Genomic DNA, 22,903 nt, shown 5'->3' with positions numbered 1-22,903 from the left:
CATGTACTTTTAATCAAAAACGAGTTCGATTTCTTCCCCGTTTCTCTTCACTGAAGCTTCCTGAGTCTTGGCAGGTTGTTTCTCTTCTTCATCACGGAAGTTCACCAGCATGGTGCCCCCCGCCACGATTAGTGCACCGACAATGCCTCCGGCAAGGTAGGCGATTGGGGTACCTACTGACACAGCTCCATATAAGCCTCCGATCGGTGGCATGATGATATGTGCTCCCAGCAATGCAGTCAGGGCAGCACCCGTCGCACAGGCAAACATGTTGACCAGAATCATCTTGGCAGGGTTACGCAGTGTGAACGGGATAGCACCTTCCGTAATGCCGATCACGCCCATAATCACTGCACCTTTGCCCGCTTCCTGATAGGTTTTGGAAAAACGTTTCTTCATCAGCAATGTCGCCAAGCCATAACCAAGCGGCGGAATGCAGATGGCAATATTGATAAAAATATTCGGCAGATAGACACCGGACAGGAACAGGGCGTTGCCTGCCATCCATGCCGCTTTGTTGACGGGTCCACCGAGATCGAACCCAATCATCGCTCCCAGAATAATGGCAAGCACAACGGTATTCGTTCCGCTCTGGCTCATGTTTTGAACCCAAGCAATCAGATACTCATTCAGTGTGCCCAGCGGGCCACCCAGAATGACCGCCATCAGAAATCCGGTTAAACCAACGGTAATCAGTGGTAAAATGATTAACGGTACCGAGCCAGCAGCCGGACCTGTAATCTTAACTTTATTTTTGACCCACAAGGTGATGTATCCGGCAAAGAAGCCTGAGATCAACGCGCCCAAGAAACCAGCGTTGGTCTGCTGTGCCAGCACCCCGCCGATCAGACCTGCGGCCAGCGCTGGTTTGTCGGCAATAGAGTATGCAATATAACCGGACAGGACAATCGTCAATAGTCCGATGCCGCTCCATCCTACATTTTGCACGAGATATAAAATATGCAAGAATCCGCTTCCATCTTTGTACGGATCAAGATCGGTAATGCCCATCGATAGTGCGATAATTTTACAGATGGCAACGACCAGGGAACCCGCGATAATGACCGGCAGCAGATAGGAGATACCTGTCATTAGATGTGTTTTTGCTTCACCGAACCATTTTCTCATCGTACTCTCTCCTCATGTAGAAGGTGGGGTTAAGCTTGTGCGTTCACAGCCTCAACGGCTTTGGTTAATACCGCTTCTGCCTGACTTACGGCATGACCGATTTTGACACGTACGACTTTTTTGTCGCCAAACCGATCCATGTCCTTCACCGTTTGATCCGCTGCAATTAGTACAAAATTCGCTGCAGCAATATCTTCTTCCGTGAGCTTATTGACTTGCCCCATAGCTCCCTGCTGTTCCACTTTGATCTCATATCCCAGTTGCTGAGCTGCTTTCTCCAATGCTTTGGCTGCCATCGGAGTATGAGCGAGACCTGCAATACATGACGTTACACCTACGATTTTCATTATGACACCAGTCCTTCCGTATATTGATGAAGCAACGTATATACATCTTCCGGCTGCACCGCTTCTGCGATGGCCTCTTTGAATGAATCTTCCAGCAATAAGGTGGCAAGTGAAGAGATGATTTGCAGATGGGATACGTCTACATGACCTTTAGGCACAAGGATGGCAAAAATATATTTTACCGGCTTGCCGTCATGAGATTCCCAATCAATAGTCTCCCGTAATCGAATGACCATCACTGCCGGACGTGTTACAACTTCACTCTGGGTATGGGGAATCGCAAAGTGATCCTGAAGTCCGGTGGAGTAGACATGTTCGCGTTCCCACAGATCAGCCGCAAGTTGTGCACGGTTTGTAGTGATGCTGTAACGCTCTGCCTCCGCAGATATAAAATCAAATACGTCCTCTTTGCTATGCAATGTCTGATCGAGATAAATCTGATTGGTTGTAATCATGATCTCTGTCTCTCCTCCTCTCTCTATCCAAAACGATAAGCGCTTACAAGATCATTGTAACGGATTCTCTCTTGACCTTGGATCTAGAAAATTTCCCCTTCGAAGCGGAAAAACATTAGCCATAGTAAAAACCCTGAGTCTAATAGACTCAGGGCAGTTGTAAATGAGTTTCAATGGTGCGCTGCAAAGGCAGCTTAAGTAAGTACAAAACCTGGACTCTAAGCGGATAAAACATCAGGAACGCTGTGTCCAGCGCTGCATTCCTGATCGAAGCCCGTAATATGCTGCGGCGAGCAAAACGAATCCGGCAACAGCCATGATCATGGATGTTATATCCCACCGAACCATAGTTCCAAAAGCAACCTTGGATTGCAATGGGGTACCAGAAGAAGCGGTGTTCATCAGATCAGGTACGTAATTCATAGTCATAATCATGCCTTGAACGACATTCCAAACTGCAAAACCGATGATGAATAACAGGGTAACCAGAACGGATTCCGTCGCTAATCGTTTGTTCATGCTTGTCATTTTGCCTCCTCAATTATAGTTAGGAAGGATGCCTTTATACGAAGTCTCTTTCCATTTAATTGGACAAGATGTGCTGCATCTCCTGTTTCAAACGATCTTTATTTTCGTCCACATACTGATACAGCATGTCGAAACTTTCTTCGTTATCCGATTGCATGCTTAGATTGCCCGCTTCCAATTCAATCTCCTGTAATACCTCATGAATCTGTTCCCCGTGTGTTTGCAGGCTTGTCGTGATGTCGTCTTCGGACAGGCCATTCACATTATCTCGTAATTGCCCGTGCGTTACGCCGCTTTCGGACAACATCTGCTCTATTTTCTTCAGGATCACGACATCTGCGTCATTGCCGGTCCTCGCCATCGCTGCTATTGTCTCACCCAGATACTGTCCGCTGGCATTCTCAAGGAAACCGGTCATCCCGTTCATGGACAGCTCGGTATCCAGATCAATGATTAGAATGATATCTCGCAATACTTGCGGAAGTTCCGACCCACTCTCTCGAATCGTAGCGAACTCAGCCCGATAAAGGTCCATGGCAACACTCCCCACCACTTCTTCACCTGACATCTCTTCAAGCTGATCAAGTGGTAACAACTCCTGCAATTCTTCTTGTAACTTGTTCATCTTTCTCTGCCTCCTGTATCTCTCTGGCTATATATACGCCGACACGTTATTACATCATATCAGAATACGCTATATAAGTTGAACTTATGGAAGTTGGTATAGTATATCCTTTAACAAATTTACAGGGAATATCGTCAAGTTAACGTGCACTTGACCTCTGGAAAATGTTCCGCTGTTATGATCTTGGCATCACGAGTCTTGGGAGGGATAATGATGCGCCTGGCCTTGTTCACAGACACCTATCTTCCTGAAACCAATGGTGTAGCTGGCACGCTCCACCGCTTGAGTAACCATCTGAACCGCAGAAGAATTGAACATCTGCTGTTTACTCCGAACTCCATCATTGAAGGAAGCCATGAGACTCAAGTCAGATCGGTTGCCAACATTCCCTTTTTTCTGTATCCCGAATGCCGCATTGCTCTACCCAACAGAGCTAACACTCATAAGCAGCTGCAAACCTTTCAACCCGATCTGCTGCATATCGCCACGCCTTTTAATATGGGGCTGCTTGGTCTGAGGTATGCGCTCAAACATGATCTTCCGCATGTTGTCTCCTACCATACCCACTTCGATCGTTATCTCGAATATTACCGATTGAAAAGTATGATTCCTCTCTATTGGAAATATATCCAATGGTTCCACCGTGCCTGTGATGCAACCCTAACTCCATCACAGGAAACGTTAAACACCCTTCAAGTCCAAGGCATTCAGCGTCTGAAGCTATGGTCTCGCGGGATTGATTGCAACCTGTACTCCCCTGATAAACGCAGCCCGGATATGCGTGAACGATACCACATCACCGCTCCCCTTATTCTACTCTACGTTGGACGCATTGCCCCGGAAAAAGATATCTCTACGCTCACGACTACGATGCAACAGTTGCCCCAGGAAATGCAGTCCCGTGTACACTGGGTTATCGTTGGTGACGGCCCATCTCTTCCCAAAATGCGTCTGCACTCCCCACCAAATGTCACCTTTACAGGCTATATGCATGGAGAAGAACTTGCTGTTATGTATGCTTCGGCAGACCTGTTTGTGTTTCCTTCCTCTACGGAGACATTTGGCAATGTGGTGCTGGAAGCAATGGCTTCAGGGCTTCCTGTGGTGGCGGCCAATGCCGGAGGTGTAAAGGATCTGGTGTCCCACCACCGTAATGGTGTATTGTTCGAGCCAGGCCAGGCTGATGCACTGATTCGGGAGATATGTCTCTGGGGAAATCACGTGAACCAATTGCGAATGATGGGATTGGAAGGCAGAAAGCTGGCTGAGCAGCGGTCGTGGGAGCATATTTTTGATACACTGATCGGGGATTATGAGGAAGCGATAGAACATCGGAACAGACAAACGAAAGATCGAATTATTACAGCGTAGTCTGATGAAATCATCTTCTTTCAACAACCCATAACTACCGCCTATGCCCTATGCAGAGTTAAACCGGCTCGCCCGTTCAGGCTGCCATGCGTACGTTGCTACGGTCAGCCTGAAGCATGTTTCCAATACGTTTCATAACAAAACCTCCTTCTTGGAATGGGTTAAGCTATTTACACGGTATGTAGAAACATAGAAGCCGAAGTTATTGAAATTATTTAGAGTATTTTGAATGATTGTATATATAGATAAAGACACGATCTCATTGAACTGGATCATGCCTTTTATTGCAAACAATCTATTGGTTGAATTTACTGTACGGGACTTTGATATCTACAAATCCTTTAGCGTAGGGTGCAACCTCATACGGATGGAATCGGATGACAATCCCTTTGTCATATAAAAAGAATTGAGATGTCTGATCAAGCTGAAAATCATAAATATTTTCTTCAAAAATAGAGACTCCTGCATTATACATGGCTAATAGACTGTTGGAGATTGATTTCTCTACCTTCTCCATCTGAGTATCGTCTTTAACATACTCGCTTAGCTTCAGTTCTTTCCCCGTTCTTAAATCATAGTTATATGATTTTGTCGCATCCATTCCATGTGCTCCGCCAGTGTACACATGATCTTCATATACCACAGATAACTTTTCTTTGGCATTGTATTTTACACTGGCCATGGTAATGTAGAAATAATTTTTGTTTGATTTCTTTTCTTCTTTGTCCAGGCGAGCTGCTTTCACTGCGTGGAGTTTAAATGTCTTGTTCAGCTTATCCGCCACAGATTTATTACCACCTGTTAGATGTATGTATGGCTGTCCTTTGTAATATTGGACATTCGTTTTCACTGTAATCATGCTGCCTGCCTCTACATGACTACTCGGAAGAATTATAGCAATCAGTACAGTGATCAACAGGTAATTTATCCATCTCCATTTTTTTCTTTCAGTTCTATATTTCAACATTATCGATAACCCCCTTTGGCTCAAATGATTTCGTTTCCTGCATTCTGTTCCATATTACCTGTGGAGTGCCCTTTAGGTCTGTTCCGCTCTGAACGTTTCCAATCCAGATGTCCTCTGCTCCTGGGTGTTGTAAAAAGTGCCTAAGCGTTGCTTTGATCAGAATAGACGAATGTAAGTCTAGTACCTCATCCAGCGGTATCCAGAATAACTCTCCTTCATCCGAGGACACAAAATGTCGATGCGTGGTCTCTCCGAAATATACAAACTGCTGCCAAATCTCACCACCGTTAACCTCCAGCAGAATATATCGAAGCCGAAAGTGTTCGACATCCTCTTGCTTGAACCCGGTCTCTTCTTCAATCTCCCGATAGCTAGCGGTCATGGGTATGTTCAGTTCCCCTTGTTCCAGATGTCCGCCAATGCCACCCCAGAATTCGAAATCAAATAGTCTGCTACCCGCCTTCTTCATCATCAGCATGTCTGAGCCATTGCTCAAAAACGCTGTAGCCATCTGTCTAATCTCCATATGTATGTTCCTCGCTTTCCAGACTGTGATTATAGTAATCTACTTGTCTATATAACTGCCTTCTACAGCAATTCCTTTAGCTCACTTAGATGCTCAATCGTATGTAAAGGACTAGTCGTAATCCTGTCCTGCCACGGCTGGTTGACCTTCATCCAGATGGTGCTCATGCCTACGCTTGCTGCTCCTTCAATATCGTTCACCGGATGATCGCCAATGTAGATGCATTGCTCTGGGCTTAGACCGAAATGATCAAGCGCAAGCTGAAATATGCGTGGATCGGGCTTTTTGACTCCAGCCTCTTCTGAAACAATAATATGGTCGTAATCCTCCCGAATACCGAGTTGATCGATTTTTCCATACTGAATATCGGTCTGCCCATTGGTGATTAACCCGGTTTGATATTTCCCCCGGAGATGCTGAACCACTTCTCGCGCCTGTTCCATCAGAACTGAACTTCGCACATACTCTCTGCCATAGAACTCCATCAGTTCTGCATGTGGTGGATGTTCTGCCCAAGGCAGTTCATGCAACAACTCGTTGAACAGAAAGGGTTTGTCCTTATAACCATCTTCATCAAGCTCAATGATTCTTTTGAGAATATCCTCCGTGGACTCAAGATGGGCAAAATAGGTTTTAATCAAACTCCGAGCGAAGCCGTCAAAGGTCATCGTTCTGTTCAGAATTGTATTGTCCAAATCAAAAATAACGGCTTTAATATGATCCATCTTTCTTCTCCCCCAATTCCAGTACATGCGTTATCTTCTCCATGCTCGTCACTTCTCTAAATCCCAAGTTGCGATAAAAAAGTCCAGCAACCGGTTGATCCGTGTACAGAACCAGTCGAGCGTAATGATTTTCCGCTTTTTGAATACCCGCATCCATCAGCCTGCGCCCAACCCCATGTCTTCGAAATTCTCTCATCACATAAAGTCTGCGAATTCTTCCGGTATCCGTCACTTCAGAATAAGGATCTCTGTTCAGACCGCAGATCCCAACCACCTTATCGTGCATTCTGCATTCAAAAAGCGCTTCATCTTCTTGCTCGAATGTATTGATTCCTGTCTCATATTCATGGATTAATCGCTCGATATGTCTGAACCCCTCACTGGAGCTTTCGGCCAGCATCGCCACTAACTCTTCATGATTCCATACCGATATCTCCTGTATCTGCATGGTGTAACCGCCTCCATCATTTTAAAATCAATGGTACACATGCAAACCCAACCATACATTGAATGATGGCCGGGTTTATCTTGTACAGCTCATTCTCATTTTTTCTTTTTGTGATAGTGATAACCCGTGCACAGACCCTTTTGTTTGGATTTGGCTGAACAGTTATGTCCACCGTTCTTATCCAGTCTGCCTGGATGAGCATAAGCGGAAGAGGATACACCAACAAGTACGACAAGCGACAGGATTACGATAACAACCTTTTTCATAAGTCACCCTTCGATCAACACCCTATGCTTTAGGGCTTAATACGTGCTATATCATTCTACATTATAATCCACAATTTGGATATCCTTCATCTTTTTAGCCGATCCATTCTCATAAAATCTTAAATTGCTTCAATGCATGGGTGACTCCATCTTCACTTGCCAGCAGGGTGACATAATCGGCGCTTTGTTTAATTCGTTCTCTGCCATTTCCCATCGCAATTCCGATTCCCGCATACACTAGCAGATCCACGTCATTCTGCCCATCGCCAAAGGCCATTGTATCCTCTCTAGATATCTTCAGGTAGTCGAGAACTTTCTCGGCGGCTATAGATTTGCTGACTTCGCTCGCTTCCAGCACATTCACTACATACGGATGGAATCTCACGAATCGTAAAGAAGGAAATCTGGACTGGAATTTCTCCGTCTCCGCTTCATCCGCATATAAACAAATGCAATATACGTCCTGTTCCAACGTACTGATTTTCTGCGGCGAATCCATGAGTCCAAGCGTATCTCTTAAGGCGTCAGTAACACGACCATCTCCAGTACACAACCCGTTTGTCTCGAATGACTCTGTAAAATATGAAATACTGTGCCCGTGCAACTCGGTAAACTCACTAAATGCTCTAACCATCTGTGCTGAAAGTACAGACTTATGTATCACTTCATCACCTGCTTTGATCAATGCCCCATTAGCCGAAATGATCGTATCGATTCCGAGATTTCTGAATTCTTCGCATAAATTATAGGGCCTGCCTGTGACGAGTACGACTTGAACGCCTTTACGAATCAACTCCCGGATCGACTCAGCTGTACGCGGTGATAAACTCCGATCTATTTCGCTCAGCAATGTACCGTCCACATCAAAGAACACAGCTTTCATCAAATTGTTCTTCCTCCTCTGTCTTCAATTAAAAAGAGCAAGTACAGAATAACCTTGTTTGGTCTTCCTGCACTTGCTCTTGTGATTAACGGGTCTGAACATCTTGGGTACGTCCCATGTACCATGATTGAAATGATTTCGCCGTATCCAGGGAAATGTCATGTGCCCGATGATGCAGTACTGGTTTGGCACGGTTTACCGTATGAATGGAAGCCACACCGAACCAACGCTGTAACACATTACGGGTGATCTGCACTTCGATGACTTTCTCACGTTTGGAGATGAAGAGGGTTGACGTGAGCGCACCGGTTCGAAGTTGAATGAAATTCTGATGCAGAATGTATCGGGTATGGAAAAAGTCCATCACTCTGCATGTTGCAATCCACACCAGCAGAATCGCGGAAATCATCCACCAGGCATGTTTCTGCCCAAACACCAATGGTTTGAAGTACCACAATAAACCCGTGATCATGATCCACCCCCAACTTGGTTTGAGCAGGCGCAGCCATAGTGATATTCGTGGAAGTTTTCCCATCTCCTGCGTAACCCGATAGGATGGCAGGATCTCCTCAATCAGGGTATAGGCTTGCTTCACTGGCAAGAAAGGATAGAGCGAGTTGACCTCCTGCTCGGACTCCCCCAGACTACCCGCAGTGGTCAGTTCTACTTCTGCTAATCCAAGCAGCCTTTTCATCGGTGACTGTGTGATTTTCACGGCCTGAACGCGTTCTTTCAGGATTGAAAATGACGTTTGCTCCATCATGCCCTTCGAGATATAGATCCGCTTGGCATCCGAGGTGATCTGGAAATTTCCATACTTTACAAAGGTTCTGACTATGCCCAGAGCAATAGATATGATCAATAAAACCAAAATCATCAAACCGGCTATCCACCAGGAATCGAGCCAGGTTAATAACAAACTTTCCGTTACTTCTTCATCAGGGAAGAAGTCCTTCACCCAGGAATAAAGCGTAGCCAGGACCGGAATCAGTACGAGAAAACTAAGCGAGGTAAAGGATGCTTTGAATATGTCCTTGCGGGTGGAATGATAATGAACAACCCGTTCCTGTTTTTCTTTTACAGGCAGAGACATGGCTTCATCCGTTATAAAAGGTTCGGATTGCGCCTCTCTCTCTTCCATAGCCTGAACCGCATCCAACGTATCATGTTCCTCTGTTGCTCCTGCTGTTTCTGCTTCTTCAGCCATATGACCTGCTACAATTTTCTCCAGCTGTTCCGCTTCGGAAAGTGAAACAACGTGTAACTGAAAGGTAGCATCTTCTCCCTTAATTCCGGTCTCGAATCGAATCGACGTCACCCTGAACAAACGATGAAACAGCGTTGTATGACGATTCACATTCTGGACCTTCGTATAAGGTATCGTTCTTCGGGTACGGTTAAACACACCACTATAGATATGAAAGGCTGTATCGTCTGCTGCATAACGCGAGGTGAACCACTTCAGGATCATGGACAGGATGCTAATGGAGACACCTACATAAAAAGCGATTCTTCCAAAGAATATCCATTGGGACTCCGAGCCCTGACGGAAAACAAACAAAAAAAGGACGATGGCGAACCAATTCTTTACCTGTTTCCACAAGCTCCACAGCATGGTTAATGGATGATGTCGCTTCATATCGATCATTCATCCACCTCATTAATACGTGCATAGGACGCAATCTGATGACGGAGTGCAAGCGCGACTTCCTCTGGTAATGCCGGGATTTCATGCGATGAACCCATCGTGCCAACCGATACGGAATAGAGTCCATATTTTCGCATCAAAGGTCCCTGATTTGTTGTAACCGATTGCACTTTCGCCATGGGGATGATCTGATGTACCTTGGTTAGCGCCCCACGCTTCAGTTGCAGAAACTCCTCATTCACATCATAGTACCAATGCTTATATAACCATGCAGGCTGGATGAAAATATCCCACACTGCATAGAGCACCGATATAGCCGTAACGCCCCACAACAACCACCCAATCCACGTCTTCCATCCATAGATGGAGTCGAGTATTAGGAGTACGGCAAGAATTAGAAAGCCTATCACATTCCATAGGATGGCGCTAATTCTCCACAGGTTTACCGCTTGAGGGGACAGCCGTTGCTCGGGTGTATTCCACTGGATTGACATATGTTCACTCCTTTTGTCCTCGGGTACATAAAAACACACATGATACACTGTACGAACAATCGTTCACGATCGATGCAAAAAGATAAAGAGATGACCCCTATACAATACAGGTCGTCATCTCTTTTGTTCATTTCATTTTACTTTAGTGCATGTTCAAAAAGACTGGTTTTCAGTACCGAGAAGATGGGATGAAGCTAGAAATGGAGTAGCGGAGCGTAGGGAAAACTACGTGAGCAACGGACATTTCGGCTGAATTCCATATTCGATGCTGATGATGCCATTAGGCATCCTTCGTAATCAAAAGCGGGCTCTTTGAACAACCTCTATAAAATCCTGTACTTCACACAGCCAAACCATATGATCTGTTCCTTCGCCCCAGTAGTTCTTCGCCACGACATAGGGTTCACCGAATTTACGTTGCCACTTCTTCTGTGCGATCTGGTAACCGCTATCCAGGCAGAATTGCTGAATCCCCAGCCGTTGCAGTTCAGTAACCAGTGCGAGAATGAGCGCCGAACCAACCCCCTGTCTTTGAACCTCGGGCAACACATACAGGCTACCCAGTTCTCCGATACTGTTCAGCGGGCCCTCTGTACATTCTCGAATCTCCTTACCACAAGGTCCATACGAGATTGTGCCTACAATAACATCTCCCATCTTGGCGACGAGGAAAAATACACTTGATTCTATGTTGTCCTTTGCTTGCAATGCCATGTGAATCATCGCTTTTTTATGGGCTATTTCATCCTGAATATCAACCAGTAGCGAGCCTATTCCCTCCTGTTCAAATGCTGCCGGGATCGTTGTCTCGAATACCCGATACGCTCCCTCTGCATCCGATCGTGTCATAGGTTCAATGGTAATTTTGTCATCCACAGGTTCTTCTCCGTTCCATATACCTTCTTAATCTGTACGTCTCTGAATCAGTCTTCTTAGTTGATTCGCATCTTCAAGAGGAATGCTATATCCAGTATGCGTGTCATCCTCGTTTACTAACAAGCCTTGCATCTTGGGATCCATTCCCAATGAAAAATCATACCGTGTAACCGAACCATCTGCATTATTAATACTCATCTTGTACTGCGTACCATAATCAATAATACCCGGCATACGCTCTGCCTTATGTATGGCCTCCATCATGATTCGAATCTCGTCAGGTCGATCAAACTCAACATCTTGGCATGGTTCCGAGGCAAGGTTGGGATTACACGTTAAAGTGATCAGTACAGGAAGCCCTTCTTCCGCGTTCGATTCATTCGGTTTACTGCAACCTGCAATGAACGTGGCAATGACAAATACGAGCAACACTCCTACATATTTCACCATACTGCGTGCCCCCTGACTTCGTGTTAAATAAACTAGTAATGAGTAGAGAAGTAATAAATACAGTATATAATGAAATGACTCAACTGCACTAACTATCTATATTCATATCAAGTTACGTAACTCCGGGTCCCATGAAGACAACATAGAGATCAGTCGTTCTACGGTCTCTTCCACAAATACTTGAACTCTCTCACCCGTGATGAACTCAGGAGTAATTCCCGGTTCTTCCCCATTAAGAAAAGAAAACGTGTGGTCCCGCCAGCGTACAATCTCATCAGCAGTTAAACGATCCGTCATGTCATAACCTGGTGAACTGTTGAGCACCTGCCATACCTCTTCGCTCCAACTTGAACCTTGATAGAGATTGAAATCGATCTGGTCCGTCTCCTGGTAATATAAACGCGCTAGTTCATCCTTCGATCTGCTACTTCCTGTATGTTGATCTACCTTGTTGACCCGTTCGACGAATTCAGGATGCACACTCCGGAACCAGTAATAGTCTGTCAGCACATGCATAAAGTATCCTCGCACAAACCACTTCCATCCTTCATCGGTAAGTTGGTGCATATAGAATGAGTATAGATCCTTCAGTTCACCAACGTAATCTCCATCATCTTTCGGGTTAAAATGGGTGTATTCCTTATCATCTCTGGTTGTACCTTCGCGCATATGTATGGAATCCGGGGCGATATTCCCCAGATAGAATGAACCTCGATCAGTCTGCATTTGCAGCGAGTCTGCAATCAGATTAGCAATATTGAGATGAACCATAGGTAACGGCATAGAGATGATCTCCTTTTATCGGGAAGTATTCTACTATACTTAGAAAAAGAAACGATATAACCTACTGGTGCAACGTACAGATCACTGGAATAGTGAGACTTCGATGTTCCACCTTTTTCTCACCGTAGATGCTTGACTAACCCTGTATTCTCTCCACTTGCAAGCGGTCAAACAGCTGCTCCAGATCCGTATGGTACTCCGGGTGCTCCTTCACAAGCAGACTAATGTATTCCGATCCACATTCATAGAATACCAGACGATTAAACGGAGCAGTATCTCCAAAATGATTGCTTTCCTGCCCAAATTTTTCCCGAATCAGATTCTCAATATAACGCGCGTAACCCTCGTTCCATTCTAACCAGCTCCAGTACTCGGCTTGTTCTTCATTTAATGAAGTGAACAACGCTTTTCTAGCTGTGTGTACTTGTGTCAGGTCTTTACTCTTCAAAGCAGACAACAATGAGTTAATCCGCTCCACAACGACTTCATCTTCATACGGAAACTCATAATCCAGTTCCCATGTTACACGCTTCAGTTGGTCCATTTTATGCTTAATCTGAAGACGGTTAACGATCCGCTCATCATATTTCTCATATACATAACAATGAACATATTCGTGGAATAGATAGACTTTCTGCTCCAGATCTTTGAACGCTGCATCCGTTACGATCGCACACATTCGTTCGTCCATATGAGGCACTGGCATGGCTGCAAGGCACTCATCAGGAATATATAAATCGTCCGGCACCGTCTTCACCCACTCGTATTGCTGCGTTTTGGACGAATAATCATAGATATATAATAAAGCTTCATAGGCTACAACCACTGGATAATGTTCTGCAAATAAAGGATGTAGGCTGACCAAGTCTTTCTGAAGCTCGTTTAACTCGTTAATTTGCTCTAAAAAAGCATCCATGTCATTAACCCTCTCTTTACTGGATTGATGCGTTAATCATACTAGATTAGGAAAGATAAAACACTGAGAGAAAAATGATAATTCTGTTCGAGTGTGAGATGGTGAACGTTAGAAAGGTGGAAGATTTATAATCAGGTATACATTTTCCTAAGTTCGTTCACCACTGACTACATGCCAATGTTGATGCTTCGTGTCTTGATAGTTGCCCAAGTTAGTTATAATCTTCGACGAGCCTGTCTGGTTCACCATGTCAGCAGCAATCTTTTTAATGACACGCATCATTTCCAATAGTAGCTCATCATTATTCTCTTCTTCTTCTGAAATGAAGGACTGAATATGAGTCTTGGGAATTACAACAATGTGATGCTTGTAGTAAGGCCGAGTGTGATGATAAGCCATAACGTTATTTGTTTCCATGACAACTTTGACTTGCGTTTTACCACTCAGCACCTCATCACAATAGAAGTCCTGCGTCATAACATGTCCTCCTCTTACTAGTGAGTTCTGATATACCCTGCTTTCTTCAACACATATTCCGTAAACGGATTGATCTCAGGGATCGGCTGATTCAGATCAAAATATCGGAGTTCCAGACCTTCATCGTCCATAATGGTTGGGCTGCCCTTGATACCTTCAGCTTCATAAACAGCCATGACGTTGTAAACTTCATCACCGTGTGGATACTGATAGTACATATCCTCACCTGAAAAAATGCTAATGAGTTTGAACGATTCCGCTCTCAGTCCGGCCTCTTCATACAATTCCCGCACAGCTGTTTCCTCCAAAGACTCCCCGGGTTCCATGGATCCCCCAAGTGTCCCCCAATCCAAGCTATCTGTACGTTTTTGTAGCAACAGGTGACCTTCCTCGTTGAAAACGAGTACACATGAGCCCGCCATAATTAGAGGACGCGGGCCCACCAGTTTTCTTAGCTCCATGATATATCCCATCCATGCCTCTCCCCCATCTTCAAAGTGCATACGTTAAAACGTATCCTTATGATTTGGTCAAGATTCCCTGATCCACGGATTTCTGAATAAGCTGCTGCGCATACTCCCACAATGTTTCGGAACCGTTTGCAATCTCACGGTTTCTGTTTAACACCTGTTCGCTTGTAATGTTATATTTCTGCCACGTATCTCCCTCATTCTGATGATTGTGGATAAGAGGCTGCAGCCGATCGAGAGATGAGGCAAATTGTGCTTCAGGCGTCTGCTTTGCTTCAAACTCTAACCATAACTGGAGTAGTTCTTCAGCCTGTTCCTTAGGCAACATACCAAACAGCCGATGAGCCGCTTGGAGTTCACGATCATATTTATCCGTATGTCCCACCGTATCATAAGCGAACGTATCTCCGGCATCAATCTCGACCAGATCATGAACGAGAAGCATCTTAATGACTTTGAGGATATCCACATCCTTGTTGGCATGACTCTGCAAAACCAAGGCCATCATCGCCAGATGCCAAGAATGCTCCGCATCATTTTCAAGTCTCTCACCATGCATAATTCTCGTCTTTCGTTCAATCGTTTTGAGTTTATCAATCTCAATGAGAAATTGAATCTGATCCTGTAATGATTCGCTCACAGCACATCCTCCTTCATGTCAGATACCCATCTACGTGGATAGATCATACCAGTAAACTCTATAGTTAAAATCCAGTGACATGCCCATCCCCTGTGCCAGACGAATTGATCCCGCATTGTCCGGTGAACAATCCCAATACGGATGTATGCCTACACGACCGCATTCTTCCACAAAAGCTTTTGCCACCATCGCACCATAATTCCTTCTTCTGTAGACTTCAACCGTTTCAATTTCAACCGCATGTGTCTGATCTGCAGTAAATGCCGAAAAGCAAACACTCGTGATATCATCATTATGCACTGCAATATAGCCAAAGCTATGTTGTAAAAAATCATCTATTGTCGTCCAAAAGTGAGAGATTTTATCTTTCAGGAATGGAGAATTGTTATATCTTTTCTCTCCTAATAGTACTCATCTATCCTGAGAATTCTGACTTCCTCGTCCTGAGAAGCACATATATCGAGAGGTACTTGCTGACTTATCGGATTTGGATTCAACTTGAATACATGCTGAATATCACTGGAGATATCTCTTTTCCCCGAGATGTGTTGAAGAACATCTTCCCAGGTTTCATCCACCACACCAATTTCAACAGCATTAATATGTAAGTTCAATAACTCAGGTTCAATACGTTCCCGCATGTACTCTTTCAATTCATTCAGAAAGGGCTCACTTCGAGAGTTGCCAATCAACTGAAAACCAGATTGTCCATGTATCCAAATTAGTGCTGCAGTGATATTCTCTTCATCATCGACATAGATCCGTCCCGGATTCAAGCCAGACGCCACCGCCTTGACTTCAATATTCTGACACGAGTCCGTGAGATGTTTTACTTTGTGGAATTCATGTTTATTAATCTCGGTAATCATAGGTTCATTCCTCCTATAACGGCAGCTCAGAAATTATTACATCATTCGTGTAATCAGATCAAGTATCTATTAAGCAACTCTTGAATCTTAAGATTATGCTTTTCCAGCCAATTCATGTTCCTCTCAAACTGTTCAATCATAAACGTGAAGTTGTGCTCAATTGTTGCTCCTGCATAATGCTGACCAATATAAAAATGAAGTACTGCTATATAATAGATTTGTGTAAGTAAAGGTAAGTAACTAAACTCAAGCGCTGAATGCTTGCGTTCACTGCCATATCCCTGAAGAAAGGACTCGATCATTTCCATGGACCCTTGGGATTCCTGAACCACATGATTGAAGCTAATTACAAATTCCATAAAAGCAGCATCCACACCAATAAAATCAAAATCCAGTACGCCTGTGATCTCCTCATTCTGAGCCAGCAAATTATAAATCAACAAATCATGATGAACCAACTGTTGTGGTAACACCTCTAACTGCAGATTGGAACTCTCAATTTCTGTGATCATTTTCTGGTAAAAGGTAACCCTTGAGACTGATAATTCAAAAGGTGAATTTTTGTAAAAAGCCTTAATCGATTGATAATTAGCTAACGGATGAATTTCGTACATTTTAGTAAATGAACTCCCCCTGTAAACTTGCTTGCCTATTGGGAACCCCTGCATCCGTGTCGAAAACTCACCCACCAACTGCCCGAACTTCTTAAATTTGTCTACGCTAGACAAATGGGGTACAGTACCTTCCAGAAAGCTTGTAATAGCCGCAAGCGTCCCGTCTTCTAATAATAAATAGTTTTGTCCGTCTATAGCCCTGTGAAAGAGTGGGACCTGAAACGAAGAATGTGCGCTTTCAAGAAACGCTGTCACTTTACATTCAAGTTCAATACCATCCACCGTTTTGAGATATCTGTTGTAGATACGAACGATAAACCTCTGTCCATGTATTTCAAGAATTTTGGTCGTATTCGTCAAGCCAAATGGAACGGCTCCCAAGGTATACTCGGTATCTTCGAAATAATGAGAAATGATTTCATCAAATCTTATATTCATAGATTCTCGTCTCTTCATCATCCAGCAGATATCCTTTACCGATATAGGCCCAGTTATTTTTTTCATAATAATCGGTCAGATCAGTACACAAATAGAGCTTGGCATACCCTTTTGCTTTCACCTCATTTAATGCATGGGTCTGAAGTTGTCCACCTAGGTTTCGGCCCCGATATTCTGGATCAACATGAAGACATGCAAACCAGGGAAAGAGATCCTGTCTGCTATTCAGATCGCTTCGTAATAATGCGTAACCACCGATAATTCGGTCTCCATCCAACATCACATAAAATCTTGGTACATCACTCTCTGTATCCACAGAACGCTCTATACAATCTCGATAGAAATGGAGGCTTGATTCCGAGCCCCATTGTTTCCAGAAATACTGTACCGCCTCTTGCAGCGCGTCCGGCTTCTGCCGAATATCAAAAATTTGCAACATGTTAATCTCCCTTCACGCTTTTTGCTTTCGTATATGATCAGGTGTCCAATTCAACGTTCAGTTCACGCACAAAAACAGCTGTCCCCTTCATTCTGACATCCATATCCTCACCATCTCGAATCACACTCACTTGAACCTTTCCATCTCTTCCAATCTCATGTCCTTGCTCTATCACAAACTGTACCTCATCAATCTCCGGTTTCACATAGGTTAAATAATAAGCACCCATTACCCCGGAGGCTGTTCCAGTCACTGGATCTTCCGTCGTACCTGAGAACGGTGAAGAGAAATGTCTCGCATGCATCATCGCATCGGAATCACGGGTTTCGAAACAAAAGGGATGCAGGGAAGCTTTGGGATTCTCAATTAAAATTCCTGGGAACAGGGAAGAATCCGGTTTCATTTTCATAAAAGAGTTCAGTTCACGAATCGGAATTAATACCGTCCAGGTTCCCGTACTTCCGTAGACAATTGGAGTAGAAAGGTCAACCTCATCCAGAGTTAGGTTTATGGCGTTTACCAGCTTCTCGATATCCCCCTGGAAAGGTATAAACTGCGGCTGATCCTGTTTCATTTCCATGTAAATGGTGTCGGCATTGCGCTCAAATCGTATCGGTAATATCCCTACATTGGTTTCAATCGTGATCAACTCTTTGTCACCCAACATACCGCGTGTCTTCAAACCATACAGTGATGCCATTGTGGCATGACCACACAGATTAATCTCATGGCCAGGTGTAAAATAACGTAATCGGACGTCAGCTACTTCAGAGTTCAACACAAATACCGTCTCATTAAAACCAACTTGATAAGCGATCTGCTGCATCTCCGTCTCACTGAAATGATCAGCATCAAAAACCACTCCTGCCGGGTTACCTTGACCCGGAACGTTAGAGAAAGCATCATAATGATAAACCGTAATTCTCCCCATGGTTATAACCACCTTTGCCCTAATTTACGAGAAACACAACAGAACCAACGTACTCATCTGATTTCCTCCCGTACCTATTAGACTGACTTAAACTCTCTATCCAAAATCGAGAAAAAATACTGGTCTGTCCACTGATTGTTCCACCATAATTCTTCCTGGAAGATGGCCTCCCGTGTCATACCCACATGCTGCATCAGTGCGGCTGAGCGAACGTTTTGTGAATTACACATGCCGACGACCTTATGAGCTTGTAACTCTTGAAACGCAAATTGTAACAAAAGACGGGTAGCCTCGCTCCCATATCCGTTGCCTGCGTATTCCGAAAGTACGGCGAATCCAAGTTCCCAGCTTTTTCGGTAATCCACATAACTCCACATCTGAACGATACCAATGGGTGTATCTTCCGGATCATTCAAGCGGCGTATAACGAAATCATAGGCATACTGCTTCTCATCTGCGACAGCAAAATGGCTGCGATATTTCTCACGGACCTTTTCCTCATCCGTTTCAACAGTTTCCTCAAAGCTCCATATGTTTGTTTCACATTCAAGTTGACCTATGAAGTCGAGGTCCTGCTCTGTGACTGTTGTTATTCTTACCTTCTCTCCCACGAATTCCATGTGGATTCATCTCCGTTCTGCAAGGATCATTGCTTAGGAATCTCCCATTCTGTATTAAGCAATCCTCTACCAATATTCCATTTGGCAAGCAAAGCCCTCTGTCTGTTTTCCAGATCAAGATAGGGTGCTGCAACACAGGATAGCGTGTCGAACATATGGATAAAATGAGGCCCTTCCTTGAAACGTCGAAGCCCGCCATATTCTTCATCATCTGCTGCCCATACAATCTTTTTAATCCCCGACATTAATATGGTGCACGAACACATGGGACAAGGCTCACAGGTAGTATAAAGCGTCAAGTCTTTCTTCTTCGAGAATTTCTTCTTCTCTACATCCAGCAAATGTTTTCCTGCCCGACGAATGGCATCCACCTCAGCATGTGCGGTGGGGTCGCAATCCGAGAAGACTCGGTTCCGGCCTTTACTCACGACAATCCCATCCACATCCACGATTATCGCTCCAATCGGATACGTTCCTTCAGTAAATGATTGTTCTGCTTCTTCCAGAGCCAAAGTTAGATACTCATAATCCGATAACTTCATTGAAAATCCCCCTAAGTGCAGTTATAGTCGCTTATAAAGCAGATCCTTGTCTAATGTGTAGTAAAAGAGATTGTCGGGATCTCCTTTAAAAGTTCTTGATCGTGTACTGCCCTGCTTCACCAAGAAAATCACTTTTGGTTAACCCTTCTTCTCCGAGTACCATCCTGTAGTTCGATATCGTACCATCATGGGAAATGATAAACGTATTGCCGCTCTGTTGCCTGCACCATTCAAGAAGCTGTTCAGCTAATTTCTTGAATCGACGTGCATCCATCTGATTAATACTCTCTTCCCAACAATCCAACCCCAACTCGACCTTTCTTAAGTCAGTATACTGATGGCTGAGTTCTTCCTTAGAATAGATCTGATCGCAGACGAAAGGTACAAACTCTGGATTCTGAGGAAACATTCTTGGGCCAACCAGCGGGCTTAAGAACACAAGATTTTTGTTAGGGATCAGAAGTTGTGCTGTTTCAATAGTACGTTTTGTTGGACTGACCAAAATGACGTCTTCAGGTGCAAAAACCATTTGTTTTCGCAACGCTATGACCTGACTTTTTCCCAATTCAGTGAGACCAGGATGCAGGCAATTTAATTGGTTTGGGTAATCCATCAAATGTTCGCCATGACCATGACGAATAAATGTAATGTCCATAAGACCTCTATTCCTCTATTTCTGAATGAAGTGTTTGATGCTTTTTGCATCAAGGAGAGTAGTCAGTTCCTTTCTCAAAAACACAGGATAGACTTCCATTCGCTCCAGTTCGTCCAAGGAAAACCATCGGAAGATTAACTTACCGTTATCCTCTAGACCTTTGAATTCTATTTCACTATAAAGCTTATGGGCTTCCGGCAATGTGATGACATAATAAAAACCAACTTCATGATACTTCAGGCCATCATATTCAAAGAAATCTTCACTAACATATGCGAGCCTTTGCGCTTCTACATGAACACCCAGTTCCTCCATCATCTCTCGCACAATAGCCGCTTCTGTTGTCTCGTTTAATTTCACCCGACCTCCGGGCAGATTCCAGAAATCATCCTGTTCAGTCGTATGCAAAAGAACTCTTCCCGCATCCATCACAATACCTGCCACACGGAAGTTGAATTTGTTGTTATTTTGTTCATACGATACATTATTGTTATCTGCAGTGGTCATCTCGCTGACCATCCATCAGCAAATCCGTCCATGAATCCCATGATGAATGAGGGAATGATGAGTACGAGCAATAAAATTAAACTGGCTATGCCCCATCTAAGAATTACTTTCCGTTTGCTTCGAACACCTATAATAATTAAGATTGCGGTTATTGCAATTAAGGCTACTCCATAAAATGTCATAAAACTGACCTCCGGTATGTATGTATTCGTATTTCAATAAGGTTACTCCAGAATCTTTTCTAGTTTGTGCCTACAAGCCTCGCGGTCATAATCCGAATTATCCAGCCATACCTTATCCATTTGAAGTAACCCGAAGATTTCGGACTCCAGCTTCTTTCTTTCCTGCAAAACCTGTACCGTACCCTCAACACCCTGATAACCCTGTGTCTGCCCCAAACCCTGGTTCGTATAATAATTAATGAATCCTTCTGACCATTCTTTTGGTCTTTCACTAACCGCCTTATCAAAGGTATAGGATATATCCTTCTGGTCGATATAGATGAGAAGCGGATTCAGAGCATGAATGATACGCCCCAGTTCCAATACATACTGCACGTTCTGCTCTTTGGGTTGATTGCATTTTACGAGACCCATAGTTAGTGGATTCTGGATAAAACAACACTCAAATATCGTGATGCAATCATCATTCGTGTTTAACACGTTTTGGGCGAAATCTTGCCACTTCTCGGTGATCAGCTGAACATTTTCCTCAAAAGGAATTTCGTAAATATCTCGGCTGAAAATATCCTGTACAATGTGATCGGGAAGCTTTATTCCCCATTGCTCTTTCATCTTACGGTATGGAATCAGGAAACCTTGATCATGGACCGTCGCATTGCTTTTCAGAATCTCTCTGTATTCTTCATGTGTTTTCAATAAAACCTCGAAGTCTCCAGCATAATAAAAAGATACGCCCTCGTAATCAGCAGGGTGATCCAGGTTTCCTTCTTGAAATAGTTGTACCTCCTTGCCTTGTCCCTTTAAAATTTCGGAAACCATCTCGGCAACCGTTGACTTGCCTGAACCCGGTAAACCTTCAATCAGTATTAATCGCCTTGCCATCATTACATCACCCTTTATTTTGTGTGAAGATATGGATCTTCCATGTGTCAGACACTATGTTATTAATCAATATCTGCAATAACCCATTGCGCGTTATCGCCATCTTCTTTCTTTTTCCAAAACACCATCGTATTGTTATACTCTTCGTTGTTCTTTTTTAACTCATTAACCGTCACCACTGCCTGAAAGAGCTTCCTTTGCTCCTGTATAGTTATGTCGCTCATGGGAGTAACCTTGAGAACTTTGTATCTTCCCATACCTGATATAGGAGATTTTGGATCAAAAAGATTCATATATCGCTTTTCATCCTCTTCGTATAAATAACGCATACGTGCATTCATAAGTTTGACGATTTCCAATTTGTCCCCTGTATAGTTTGTTTCATCGAGATACTCTGGTGGGATGTCTTCATTCTCTTGGGATGTCGATATTTCTTCATCCTGTTGTGTCACTTTTGCTGTGACACTTTGAACCGAGGAATCTATTGATCGCTGTGCATCTTCAGTGTTTCCCTTGTTCTGACAGGCCGCTAGAAGTAGAAATAATAATGAAACTACGGTTAACTTTTTCATAGTCAGCCCTCCATTCAATCATGGATAATACTCCCCTGGTAAAGACCTTAAATGCCTATAATTTAAAATAGAGACTTCCTATGTATGTAAAATTTTATCTCAAGGTACATCATAACCCATAATGTGGAATTTGCGAATAAACGAAGTTAACCATCTCTGTTTCTATCGTATTTCACGCAAAAAACCACACTTCTCTGCACGAGTTACATCATGCAAAGCGCGTGGTTATCAGTAGAACCTTATTCTAAATTTTGTAACTGTCCACAATCAATCTAGCTATCTATTAAATAGCATATTCATTATACCGACCGCTTCAATCTGGATCTCTTTTTCTTCATGATCCGAGAAAAGGTAACTATATGTTGAAAAGATCCCCATATGCCGTATATGTCCACCTTTAACATGAAGATTCCTTCCCTCACCATCGATTTTCTGCACAAACGTCCTGCCTTCATTCACATTATACGAAGAATGGATGTTATGTTCAGTTGCGAGCCATGCGACAAAATCTTCTTCGTTTGGATTGGTCATTACTAGAATAACGAACAGAACAACAAGCACAACAATTCCCGCTCTTAGTCCCGCGCCCCTCTTGCTAACATGCTGCGTGTTCTCACGCTCCATCCCGT

Annotated in this window: 33 protein-coding genes; 1 reads left to right on the top strand and 32 read right to left on the bottom strand. The window is 43.8% G+C overall.

Annotated features, from left to right (window positions below; translation table 11 throughout):
- Positions 1–9 precede the first annotated feature (9 nt).
- The 5 genes from MKY44_RS06385 to MKY44_RS06365 all read right to left on the bottom strand — a co-directional run bounded on the left by MKY44_RS06385 (position 10) and on the right by MKY44_RS06365 (position 3,083).
- Positions 10–1,128, bottom strand: a complete 1,119-nt coding sequence (locus MKY44_RS06385) for a PTS fructose transporter subunit IIC (protein WP_341006489.1) — start codon at positions 1,126–1,128, stop codon at positions 10–12.
- A 29-nt stretch (positions 1,129–1,157) separates the two neighbouring features.
- Positions 1,158–1,475 (bottom strand): PTS fructose transporter subunit IIB, encoded by a 318-nt coding sequence (locus tag MKY44_RS06380; protein ID WP_017689749.1) that lies wholly within the window; start codon positions 1,473–1,475, stop codon positions 1,158–1,160.
- A complete protein-coding gene (locus MKY44_RS06375; RefSeq protein WP_341006488.1) occupies positions 1,475–1,930 on the bottom strand; it encodes a PTS sugar transporter subunit IIA in 456 nt (151 codons plus the stop codon). Before MKY44_RS06375 ends, MKY44_RS06380 begins: the two co-directional genes overlap by 1 nt.
- A gap of 234 nt (positions 1,931–2,164) precedes the next feature.
- The gene (locus tag MKY44_RS06370; protein ID WP_341006487.1) at positions 2,165–2,449 is read right to left on the bottom strand and encodes a hypothetical protein; all 285 of its coding nucleotides are present in this window, start codon (positions 2,447–2,449) and stop codon (positions 2,165–2,167) included.
- Positions 2,450–2,513: 64 nt separating this feature from the next.
- Positions 2,514–3,083, bottom strand: a complete 570-nt coding sequence (locus MKY44_RS06365; protein ID WP_341006486.1) for a DMP19 family protein — start codon at positions 3,081–3,083, stop codon at positions 2,514–2,516.
- A gap of 210 nt (positions 3,084–3,293) precedes the next feature.
- Here MKY44_RS06365 and MKY44_RS06360 point away from each other — a divergent pair, with 210 nt between their 5' ends.
- On the top strand, positions 3,294–4,454 hold the full coding sequence (locus MKY44_RS06360) for a glycosyltransferase family 4 protein (protein WP_341006485.1): 1,161 nt from the start codon (positions 3,294–3,296) through the stop codon (positions 4,452–4,454).
- Between the two features lie 295 nt (positions 4,455–4,749).
- Here MKY44_RS06360 and MKY44_RS06355 read toward each other — a convergent pair whose 3' ends face one another.
- The 27 genes from MKY44_RS06355 to MKY44_RS06225 all read right to left on the bottom strand — a co-directional run bounded on the left by MKY44_RS06355 (position 4,750) and on the right by MKY44_RS06225 (position 22,898).
- On the bottom strand, positions 4,750–5,421 hold the full coding sequence (locus MKY44_RS06355; RefSeq protein ID WP_341006484.1) for a DUF3298 and DUF4163 domain-containing protein: 672 nt from the start codon (positions 5,419–5,421) through the stop codon (positions 4,750–4,752).
- The gene (locus tag MKY44_RS06350) at positions 5,408–5,932 is read right to left on the bottom strand and encodes an NUDIX domain-containing protein (protein WP_341006483.1); all 525 of its coding nucleotides are present in this window, start codon (positions 5,930–5,932) and stop codon (positions 5,408–5,410) included. The genes MKY44_RS06355 and MKY44_RS06350 overlap by 14 nt, the downstream gene beginning before the upstream one ends.
- A 77-nt stretch (positions 5,933–6,009) precedes the next feature.
- On the bottom strand, positions 6,010–6,672 hold the full coding sequence (locus MKY44_RS06345) for an HAD family hydrolase (protein ID WP_341006482.1): 663 nt from the start codon (positions 6,670–6,672) through the stop codon (positions 6,010–6,012).
- Positions 6,659–7,120 (bottom strand): GNAT family N-acetyltransferase, encoded by a 462-nt coding sequence (locus MKY44_RS06340; protein ID WP_341006481.1) that lies wholly within the window; start codon positions 7,118–7,120, stop codon positions 6,659–6,661. Before MKY44_RS06340 ends, MKY44_RS06345 begins: the two co-directional genes overlap by 14 nt.
- Before the next feature lie 95 nt (positions 7,121–7,215).
- Positions 7,216–7,386 carry a YHYH domain-containing protein gene (locus tag MKY44_RS06335; protein ID WP_094030640.1) on the bottom strand — a complete coding sequence of 57 codons (171 nt, stop codon included), beginning with the start codon at positions 7,384–7,386 and terminating at the stop codon, positions 7,216–7,218.
- Between the two features lie 109 nt (positions 7,387–7,495).
- Positions 7,496–8,272 (bottom strand): Cof-type HAD-IIB family hydrolase, encoded by a 777-nt coding sequence (locus tag MKY44_RS06330; protein ID WP_341006480.1) that lies wholly within the window; start codon positions 8,270–8,272, stop codon positions 7,496–7,498.
- 82 nt (positions 8,273–8,354) lie between these two features.
- Positions 8,355–9,917 (bottom strand): PH domain-containing protein, encoded by a 1,563-nt coding sequence (locus MKY44_RS06325; RefSeq protein WP_341006479.1) that lies wholly within the window; start codon positions 9,915–9,917, stop codon positions 8,355–8,357.
- Positions 9,914–10,411 carry a PH domain-containing protein gene (locus tag MKY44_RS06320; protein ID WP_341006478.1) on the bottom strand — a complete coding sequence of 166 codons (498 nt, stop codon included), beginning with the start codon at positions 10,409–10,411 and terminating at the stop codon, positions 9,914–9,916. The genes MKY44_RS06325 and MKY44_RS06320 overlap by 4 nt, the downstream gene beginning before the upstream one ends.
- A gap of 297 nt (positions 10,412–10,708) precedes the next feature.
- Positions 10,709–11,287, bottom strand: a complete 579-nt coding sequence (locus MKY44_RS06315; protein WP_341006477.1) for a GNAT family N-acetyltransferase — start codon at positions 11,285–11,287, stop codon at positions 10,709–10,711.
- 27 nt (positions 11,288–11,314) lie between these two features.
- The gene (locus tag MKY44_RS06310) at positions 11,315–11,737 is read right to left on the bottom strand and encodes a hypothetical protein (RefSeq protein WP_341006476.1); all 423 of its coding nucleotides are present in this window, start codon (positions 11,735–11,737) and stop codon (positions 11,315–11,317) included.
- A 102-nt stretch (positions 11,738–11,839) separates the two neighbouring features.
- A complete protein-coding gene (locus MKY44_RS06305) occupies positions 11,840–12,520 on the bottom strand; it encodes a zinc dependent phospholipase C family protein (RefSeq protein WP_341006475.1) in 681 nt (226 codons plus the stop codon).
- A 136-nt stretch (positions 12,521–12,656) separates the two neighbouring features.
- Positions 12,657–13,436 (bottom strand): hypothetical protein, encoded by a 780-nt coding sequence (locus MKY44_RS06300; RefSeq protein ID WP_341006474.1) that lies wholly within the window; start codon positions 13,434–13,436, stop codon positions 12,657–12,659.
- A gap of 147 nt (positions 13,437–13,583) precedes the next feature.
- Positions 13,584–13,913 (bottom strand): HIT family protein, encoded by a 330-nt coding sequence (locus MKY44_RS06295; RefSeq protein ID WP_074094208.1) that lies wholly within the window; start codon positions 13,911–13,913, stop codon positions 13,584–13,586.
- Between the two features lie 17 nt (positions 13,914–13,930).
- Positions 13,931–14,386, bottom strand: a complete 456-nt coding sequence (locus MKY44_RS06290) for an NUDIX hydrolase (protein WP_341006473.1) — start codon at positions 14,384–14,386, stop codon at positions 13,931–13,933.
- Between the two features lie 46 nt (positions 14,387–14,432).
- Positions 14,433–15,023, bottom strand: coding sequence for an HD domain-containing protein (locus tag MKY44_RS06285; RefSeq protein ID WP_211081242.1), 591 nt, complete (start codon positions 15,021–15,023; stop codon positions 14,433–14,435).
- A 30-nt stretch (positions 15,024–15,053) separates the two neighbouring features.
- Positions 15,054–15,362, bottom strand: coding sequence for a GNAT family N-acetyltransferase (locus MKY44_RS06280; protein ID WP_341009797.1), 309 nt, complete (start codon positions 15,360–15,362; stop codon positions 15,054–15,056).
- A 62-nt stretch (positions 15,363–15,424) separates the two neighbouring features.
- The gene (locus MKY44_RS06275; RefSeq protein ID WP_341006472.1) at positions 15,425–15,892 is read right to left on the bottom strand and encodes a GNAT family N-acetyltransferase; all 468 of its coding nucleotides are present in this window, start codon (positions 15,890–15,892) and stop codon (positions 15,425–15,427) included.
- A 53-nt stretch (positions 15,893–15,945) separates the two neighbouring features.
- Positions 15,946–16,965, bottom strand: coding sequence for a phosphotransferase enzyme family protein (locus MKY44_RS06270; protein WP_341006471.1), 1,020 nt, complete (start codon positions 16,963–16,965; stop codon positions 15,946–15,948).
- On the bottom strand, positions 16,928–17,383 hold the full coding sequence (locus MKY44_RS06265) for a GNAT family N-acetyltransferase (RefSeq protein WP_341006470.1): 456 nt from the start codon (positions 17,381–17,383) through the stop codon (positions 16,928–16,930). Before MKY44_RS06265 ends, MKY44_RS06270 begins: the two co-directional genes overlap by 38 nt.
- Before the next feature lie 37 nt (positions 17,384–17,420).
- Positions 17,421–18,314 carry a PhzF family phenazine biosynthesis isomerase gene (locus MKY44_RS06260; protein ID WP_341006469.1) on the bottom strand — a complete coding sequence of 298 codons (894 nt, stop codon included), beginning with the start codon at positions 18,312–18,314 and terminating at the stop codon, positions 17,421–17,423.
- A gap of 77 nt (positions 18,315–18,391) precedes the next feature.
- Positions 18,392–18,934, bottom strand: coding sequence for a GNAT family N-acetyltransferase (locus tag MKY44_RS06255; RefSeq protein ID WP_341006468.1), 543 nt, complete (start codon positions 18,932–18,934; stop codon positions 18,392–18,394).
- A 26-nt stretch (positions 18,935–18,960) separates the two neighbouring features.
- Complete coding sequence (locus MKY44_RS06250; RefSeq protein ID WP_341006467.1) at positions 18,961–19,476, bottom strand: nucleoside deaminase; 516 nt, start codon at positions 19,474–19,476, stop codon at positions 18,961–18,963.
- Positions 19,477–19,561: 85 nt separating this feature from the next.
- Positions 19,562–20,131, bottom strand: coding sequence for a phosphoglycerate mutase family protein (locus MKY44_RS06245; protein WP_341006466.1), 570 nt, complete (start codon positions 20,129–20,131; stop codon positions 19,562–19,564).
- A gap of 15 nt (positions 20,132–20,146) precedes the next feature.
- Entirely contained in the window at positions 20,147–20,638 is a 492-nt protein-coding gene (locus MKY44_RS06240) for an NUDIX hydrolase (RefSeq protein ID WP_341006465.1), read from the bottom strand.
- 224 nt (positions 20,639–20,862) lie between these two features.
- Positions 20,863–21,705, bottom strand: coding sequence for a hypothetical protein (locus MKY44_RS06235; RefSeq protein WP_341006464.1), 843 nt, complete (start codon positions 21,703–21,705; stop codon positions 20,863–20,865).
- A gap of 59 nt (positions 21,706–21,764) precedes the next feature.
- A complete protein-coding gene (locus MKY44_RS06230) occupies positions 21,765–22,274 on the bottom strand; it encodes a hypothetical protein (protein ID WP_341006463.1) in 510 nt (169 codons plus the stop codon).
- Between the two features lie 276 nt (positions 22,275–22,550).
- Positions 22,551–22,898: a hypothetical protein gene (locus MKY44_RS06225; RefSeq protein WP_341006462.1), complete on the bottom strand. Its 348-nt coding sequence runs from the start codon at positions 22,896–22,898 to the stop codon at positions 22,551–22,553.
- Between the last annotated feature and the right edge of the window lie 5 nt (positions 22,899–22,903).

The sequence above is a fragment of the Paenibacillus sp. FSL R7-0026 genome, from assembly GCF_038004485.1.
GTDB lineage: Bacteria > Bacillota > Bacilli > Paenibacillales > Paenibacillaceae > Paenibacillus > Paenibacillus xylanexedens_A.
This window is presented reverse-complemented; position numbering and strand designations above follow the sequence as displayed.

Excerpts from the sequence above, each read along its gene's own strand:
- MKY44_RS06385 (WP_341006489.1), bottom strand. The coding sequence starts at position 1,128 with ATGAGAAAATGGTTCGGTGAAGCAAAAACACATCTAATGACAGGTATC.
- MKY44_RS06380 (WP_017689749.1), bottom strand. The coding sequence starts at position 1,475 with ATGAAAATCGTAGGTGTAACGTCATGTATTGCAGGTCTCGCTCATACT.
- MKY44_RS06375 (WP_341006488.1), bottom strand. The coding sequence starts at position 1,930 with ATGATTACAACCAATCAGATTTATCTCGATCAGACATTGCATAGCAAA.
- MKY44_RS06370 (WP_341006487.1), bottom strand. The coding sequence starts at position 2,449 with ATGAACAAACGATTAGCGACGGAATCCGTTCTGGTTACCCTGTTATTC.
- MKY44_RS06365 (WP_341006486.1), bottom strand. The coding sequence starts at position 3,083 with ATGAACAAGTTACAAGAAGAATTGCAGGAGTTGTTACCACTTGATCAG.
- MKY44_RS06360 (WP_341006485.1), top strand. The coding sequence starts at position 3,294 with ATGATGCGCCTGGCCTTGTTCACAGACACCTATCTTCCTGAAACCAAT.
- MKY44_RS06355 (WP_341006484.1), bottom strand. The coding sequence starts at position 5,421 with ATGTTGAAATATAGAACTGAAAGAAAAAAATGGAGATGGATAAATTAC.
- MKY44_RS06350 (WP_341006483.1), bottom strand. The coding sequence starts at position 5,932 with ATGGCTACAGCGTTTTTGAGCAATGGCTCAGACATGCTGATGATGAAG.
- MKY44_RS06345 (WP_341006482.1), bottom strand. The coding sequence starts at position 6,672 with ATGGATCATATTAAAGCCGTTATTTTTGATTTGGACAATACAATTCTG.
- MKY44_RS06340 (WP_341006481.1), bottom strand. The coding sequence starts at position 7,120 with ATGCAGATACAGGAGATATCGGTATGGAATCATGAAGAGTTAGTGGCG.
- MKY44_RS06335 (WP_094030640.1), bottom strand. The coding sequence starts at position 7,386 with ATGAAAAAGGTTGTTATCGTAATCCTGTCGCTTGTCGTACTTGTTGGT.
- MKY44_RS06325 (WP_341006479.1), bottom strand. The coding sequence starts at position 9,917 with ATGATCGATATGAAGCGACATCATCCATTAACCATGCTGTGGAGCTTG.
- MKY44_RS06320 (WP_341006478.1), bottom strand. The coding sequence starts at position 10,411 with ATGTCAATCCAGTGGAATACACCCGAGCAACGGCTGTCCCCTCAAGCG.
- MKY44_RS06310 (WP_341006476.1), bottom strand. The coding sequence starts at position 11,737 with ATGGTGAAATATGTAGGAGTGTTGCTCGTATTTGTCATTGCCACGTTC.
- MKY44_RS06305 (WP_341006475.1), bottom strand. The coding sequence starts at position 12,520 with ATGCCGTTACCTATGGTTCATCTCAATATTGCTAATCTGATTGCAGAC.
- MKY44_RS06300 (WP_341006474.1), bottom strand. The coding sequence starts at position 13,436 with ATGGATGCTTTTTTAGAGCAAATTAACGAGTTAAACGAGCTTCAGAAA.
- MKY44_RS06295 (WP_074094208.1), bottom strand. The coding sequence starts at position 13,913 with ATGACGCAGGACTTCTATTGTGATGAGGTGCTGAGTGGTAAAACGCAA.
- MKY44_RS06290 (WP_341006473.1), bottom strand. The coding sequence starts at position 14,386 with ATGGGATATATCATGGAGCTAAGAAAACTGGTGGGCCCGCGTCCTCTA.
- MKY44_RS06275 (WP_341006472.1), bottom strand. The coding sequence starts at position 15,892 with ATGATTACCGAGATTAATAAACATGAATTCCACAAAGTAAAACATCTC.
- MKY44_RS06270 (WP_341006471.1), bottom strand. The coding sequence starts at position 16,965 with ATGATGAAGAGACGAGAATCTATGAATATAAGATTTGATGAAATCATT.
- MKY44_RS06265 (WP_341006470.1), bottom strand. The coding sequence starts at position 17,383 with ATGTTGCAAATTTTTGATATTCGGCAGAAGCCGGACGCGCTGCAAGAG.
- MKY44_RS06260 (WP_341006469.1), bottom strand. The coding sequence starts at position 18,314 with ATGGGGAGAATTACGGTTTATCATTATGATGCTTTCTCTAACGTTCCG.
- MKY44_RS06255 (WP_341006468.1), bottom strand. The coding sequence starts at position 18,934 with ATGGAATTCGTGGGAGAGAAGGTAAGAATAACAACAGTCACAGAGCAG.
- MKY44_RS06250 (WP_341006467.1), bottom strand. The coding sequence starts at position 19,476 with ATGAAGTTATCGGATTATGAGTATCTAACTTTGGCTCTGGAAGAAGCA.
- MKY44_RS06245 (WP_341006466.1), bottom strand. The coding sequence starts at position 20,131 with ATGGACATTACATTTATTCGTCATGGTCATGGCGAACATTTGATGGAT.
- MKY44_RS06240 (WP_341006465.1), bottom strand. The coding sequence starts at position 20,638 with ATGACCACTGCAGATAACAATAATGTATCGTATGAACAAAATAACAAC.
- MKY44_RS06235 (WP_341006464.1), bottom strand. The coding sequence starts at position 21,705 with ATGATGGCAAGGCGATTAATACTGATTGAAGGTTTACCGGGTTCAGGC.
- MKY44_RS06230 (WP_341006463.1), bottom strand. The coding sequence starts at position 22,274 with ATGAAAAAGTTAACCGTAGTTTCATTATTATTTCTACTTCTAGCGGCC.
- MKY44_RS06225 (WP_341006462.1), bottom strand. The coding sequence starts at position 22,898 with ATGGAGCGTGAGAACACGCAGCATGTTAGCAAGAGGGGCGCGGGACTA.